The sequence below is a fragment of the Kitasatospora sp. NPDC059803 genome, assembly GCF_042732255.1.
GTDB lineage: Bacteria > Actinomycetota > Actinomycetes > Streptomycetales > Streptomycetaceae > Kitasatospora.
This window is the reverse complement of record NZ_JBHWIJ010000037.1, coordinates 40,468-44,528: the sequence shown is the minus strand read 5'-3', so window position 1 is coordinate 44,528 and position 4,061 is coordinate 40,468. Positions and strand designations below refer to the sequence as shown.

Annotated in this window: 6 protein-coding genes; all 6 read left to right on the top strand. The window is 65.7% G+C overall.

Features of this window, described 5'->3' with window-relative positions:
- Nucleotides 1-219 precede the first annotated feature (219 nt).
- Entirely contained in the window at nucleotides 220-441 is a 222-nt protein-coding gene (locus ACFV6I_RS09160; RefSeq protein ID WP_380424050.1) for a hypothetical protein, read from the top strand.
- Nucleotides 425-946 carry a DUF6879 family protein gene (locus ACFV6I_RS09155; protein ID WP_380424049.1) on the top strand — a complete coding sequence of 174 codons (522 nt, stop codon included), beginning with the start codon at nucleotides 425-427 and terminating at the stop codon, nucleotides 944-946. The genes ACFV6I_RS09160 and ACFV6I_RS09155 overlap by 17 nt, the downstream gene beginning before the upstream one ends.
- Complete coding sequence (locus ACFV6I_RS09150) at nucleotides 936-1,784, top strand: Scr1 family TA system antitoxin-like transcriptional regulator (protein ID WP_380424048.1); 849 nt, start codon at nucleotides 936-938, stop codon at nucleotides 1,782-1,784. Before ACFV6I_RS09155 ends, ACFV6I_RS09150 begins: the two co-directional genes overlap by 11 nt.
- An 88-nt stretch (nucleotides 1,785-1,872) precedes the next feature.
- Nucleotides 1,873-2,337 (top strand): hypothetical protein, encoded by a 465-nt coding sequence (locus ACFV6I_RS09145; protein WP_380424047.1) that lies wholly within the window; start codon nucleotides 1,873-1,875, stop codon nucleotides 2,335-2,337.
- Nucleotides 2,338-2,454: 117 nt separating this feature from the next.
- Nucleotides 2,455-2,907, top strand: coding sequence for an NUDIX domain-containing protein (locus ACFV6I_RS09140; RefSeq protein ID WP_380424046.1), 453 nt, complete (start codon nucleotides 2,455-2,457; stop codon nucleotides 2,905-2,907).
- 137 nt (nucleotides 2,908-3,044) lie between these two features.
- Nucleotides 3,045-3,914, top strand: a complete 870-nt coding sequence (locus tag ACFV6I_RS09135; protein ID WP_380424045.1) for a hypothetical protein — start codon at nucleotides 3,045-3,047, stop codon at nucleotides 3,912-3,914.
- Nucleotides 3,915-4,061: the final 147 nt, after the last annotated feature.

Here is a 4,061-nt window from a genome sequence, read left to right as displayed (position 1 = left end):
CCCCAGCGTGGGGCCACCCCCCTCTGCCCGCCCGCACCCCCGGGGCCCCGCCCGCCAACTCCCGGGGGCGGCCGGGGCCTTTCGTCGTTTCTGGGTCGCCCGACCATGATCCTTAGTCCAACACGGGAATATTTCTGTCCTGTCATAGACATGTACCCAAGGGATCTCTAGCGTCATTGCCGGGCGGTCCAAGTCGGGCCGCAGTTCAAGGGGGTTGAGATGGACGACAGGTCGGGTCTCACACGGCTGACGAACACGGGCAACGGCAGTGGCTCGGGGGAGTGCAACCAGAACGACTGCCCCAACGTGTACCGCACCGAGCGGGGGACGTTCGTGGTTCAGGGAGAGGTGTCCGACGCCTTCACGCCGCCCACCGGCGAAGGGCTCGTGGAGATCCCCGAGAGTGTTCTTCGGGAGGCTGTCCGTGCGCTTGGATGGTGACGCCTGGCAGGCCCGGTTCCGGGAGTTCAAGACGGAGGCATGGCGCCTGGAAACTCTCCCGGCCTACAACGTGCCGCAGGAGATCGAGGAGCTGCGGGCCTACCAGGCGGGTGAGCGAATTGACCCGCATGCGCACTCCAACGACTACACGGACGACCTCAGGCGGGTGCGCCGAGAGGGGAAGTCCAAGGGGCGCGTTCATATTGTCACGCGACCGCTCTCCGAGTACCTGCGCTACGAGTTCATGTATTACCTGCCGCATGCCTGGGCGGGAGAGGACATTCGAATCATGGACGTCACGGATCGCCCTAATCCACTGGCCGGCGTCACGGACTATTGGATGTTCGACAAAAGGGAGGTGGTGCTCATGAACTACCTGCCCGACGGAACGCAGATCGACCGCACCGTGTTCGAGGGCGACGTGAGCCCGTTCGTCGAGTATCAGCGGATTGCAATCGCTGAATCGGTGCCTTTCGAGGAGTATGTGAAGGGCATTGGCGCTTGATCCGCAAGAGCTAGGTCAATCGAACTCGGACCTGGCGGCAATCCTTCAAGAGCTTCGCAAGCGAGCTGGACTCTCCGGGGTCCAGCTCGCTCGGCGTGTCAACATGTCGCAGTCCAAGATTTCCAAGATCGAGACTGGCAAGGTCACGCCGTCGCTGGTTGACGTTGAACTGATCCTGCGGGCGCTGGACGCGCCGCCTGACCTCATTGCCCACGTCACGGCACTTGCCCGCATCGCCAACACGGAGTGGCAGGATGCGAGGGCCCTGCGAAGGAAGGGGCTCGAAAAGAAGCAAGTCGAGTTGGCGACGCTTGAACGTACCACCGATGAATTTCGATACTTCCTGCCGACCATGATCACCGGGCTTATTGCGACACCCGAGTACATTCGAGCCAGCCTCGCCCCGTTTCCCGGTGACCACTTGAAGGCTATCGCCAAGAAGCTTGAGCGGCAGGCCGTCCTCTATGAGTCGGCCAAGCGCTTCAACTTTATTCTGACCGAGCAGGCTTGCCGCTGGCCCCTTGTGTCCCAGCAAGCCATGGCGATGCAGATCGACAGACTGATCTCTGTTTCCCGGTTGCCGAATGTGCGCCTCGGGGTTATTCCGATGGCCGGTCACATGCCTTGGGCACCGTTGAACGTATTCACCGTCTATGACGAGTCTCTCGCTACCGTTGAGGTATCGACGGGTGCGCTCGTATTTCGCGACCCCCGGGATATTCAGGAGTACCTGAATGAGTTCCGGACCTTTGAGGGTTATTCGCTCTGGGGTGAGGAGGCTCGGGTCAAGCTGGGGGAGTGGGCTGACCACTATCGAGGGATATCGCAAGATCTTTAGTCGATAGCGGGAATACCGTTGAGTCCCTGTCTGGAATCCCCCTAGCCTGGCTTCTCATTCCACGAAGCCAAGCGAAGGGGAGCCAGGTATGTCCGTTGTCGTGAGGTCCACTGGTTCGCACCAAAGCGGGGAGACGGCGAGCGCCGAGTTGGCGGTGTCCGGTGAGCCGAAGCCGGGCATGGTGATGCGCTACAACGTCGTGCAGGCTGCGGGGTCTCACGTCCTGCGGGATGTGGTCCTGGATGAGTTCTGCACGCTTCCGGACTTGTCCGGCCGATCGGTGCTGCTGGCCTTCCCGGACGCCTACCACGCCCGTCTGTGGCTGATGCAGGCAGACACCCGCAAGCAGTACGCGGTGAGCGCCACCCGTGTCCGCGCCGAGCAGCGCAAGAAGCCGTTGCAGGAGCACGCCGCGTGGTTGCTGTTCGACCTCTACGCCCCCGCGCCGGCCGACCTGCCCAGCACCCCGGAGCCGCCCGACCCGGTGGCGGCCGAGGGGGCCCGGCAAGTGGCGCTGAGCGCGGAGCGAGGGCGGCACCGGCACCAGCACTGACGCGCCCCAATTGGTCTGATGATCACGGGATTTGGCGTCGGTGGGGTGAGGTGCGGGATGGTGGGCTGACCGTGCGAGCGGCGTGCGGGAGTGGCCACAAATGAAGGGGCGAAACCCATGAAGAAGATCGCTGCGAAGCTCTGGCGGATCATCCGGGGCCCGATGCAGTGGCGCGTGCTGTGGCTGTGGCACTCGAAGTTCATGGTCGGGGTCACGGGCATCGTCCGCGACGAGGAAGGCCGGGTGCTGCTGCTCAAGCACCGCATGTGGCCGGAGGGTCGGCAGTGGGGTCTGCCGACCGGCTACGCCAACAAGGGCGAGAGCTTCGAAGACACGATCATCCGTGAGGTCCAGGAGGAGACCGGACTCACGGTGAAGGTGTGCGAACTGGCGCACCTGAAGAGCGGATACAAGCTGCGCGTCGAAGTCGCCTACGAGGCGCTGTACGTCAGCGGACGGATCAGGGTCGCATCGTTTGAGATCTTGGAGGCCCGATGGTTCTCACCGGACAATCTTCCCGAGGGAGTGCAGGACTCGCACCGGCAGCTGATCAGCCGTCAGCGCTTCTGACCCTCGGCCGCTCGCTCGCCCCCTCCTGCCTGGGGCCAAACGAGCACCTGGCCGGAGATCTGGCCGAGCGCGCGGAACTGGCGCACCTGCTCGCCGCGCGACGGGCGACGGCGGCACTGGACCAGGCGCACCCGCACGTGACGTTCTCGCTGCTGCACTGGGTGCTGGACACCTGGGCGGACGAGTCGGCGCGAGAGGTGTTCCGGCAGGGGGCGGCCCTCCTGGCCGACCGCTACCGGGAGCTGGGGTTGAACCAGCTCCTGCCGATCGATCGAGTGTGGGTTGGAGTGCGCTCGACCCAGCCCGACGCGTTCGGCGGGTTCCACCACCCGAACCAGGGCTACCGGCACGAGCAGATGGCCTCCGTGATCACGAGGTACGGGCGGCTGAGTGACCCCCGGCTGACATCGCCCGAACTGGTGGCGCTTGACCTGCTCCGCTCCTACGCACATGACTGCCTGCACTGGGGGTCGTTCCGGGAGTACCGGTTCCAGGACGGGCACGTGGTCCGAAGCCGGTACGGGATCAACCGGCGAGACCCGCAGGGGAGCACCTACTCGGCGCGGGACCAGGAGGATGCCGTCTCGACCCGCAACCTTGGGATCGTGATGGAGGGGGCGACCGATCGGGAGGCCCGGACGATCGCCGCCACGGTGGCCGACCGGCTCGACCTGGCCGAGCGGATCGCTCCGCCCGATCGGTTGGCCTTCCGCGACACCACGGGCCGTCTGGAGTCGTCCGACTTCGACCAGGCGGAGCCCGGCATCGCCACCCGCTTCCACCTGGCGATGGCCGGTTACGAACACGGTGTCGGCGCGCGCTATCAGTACTTCCTGACCGAGATGGGCAGGGCCGACGCGGGCGCGCTGCACGGCCTGATCGTGGCCGCGATGATCAGCGGGGACCTGTCCGGCCTGACCGCCTGGCTCGATCAGCGGCACGGTTCCCGGGCGTTCCCGCGCATCTTCCGCTCATCGGCCTACGCCGGGCCGGACCCCGGCCAGTAGCCGCGCCTGGGCTGCCCGGGCGGGGGGCCGTGTCCCCGGGGGGGCGGAAGGGGGGCGCGAATGGGGGTGTCTTGGTTTTCATGTTTTTTTTCACCCGCGCGCGGGCTATCTCGGGGGGGCGCCCCGGGGGGGGGGCGGCCCCCCCCC

Coding starts and splice junctions, on each gene's coding strand:
- ACFV6I_RS09160 (WP_380424050.1), top strand. CDS start 220: ATGGACGACAGGTCGGGTCTCACACGGCTGACGAACACGGGCAACGGC.
- ACFV6I_RS09145 (WP_380424047.1), top strand. CDS start 1,873: ATGTCCGTTGTCGTGAGGTCCACTGGTTCGCACCAAAGCGGGGAGACG.
- ACFV6I_RS09140 (WP_380424046.1), top strand. CDS start 2,455: ATGAAGAAGATCGCTGCGAAGCTCTGGCGGATCATCCGGGGCCCGATG.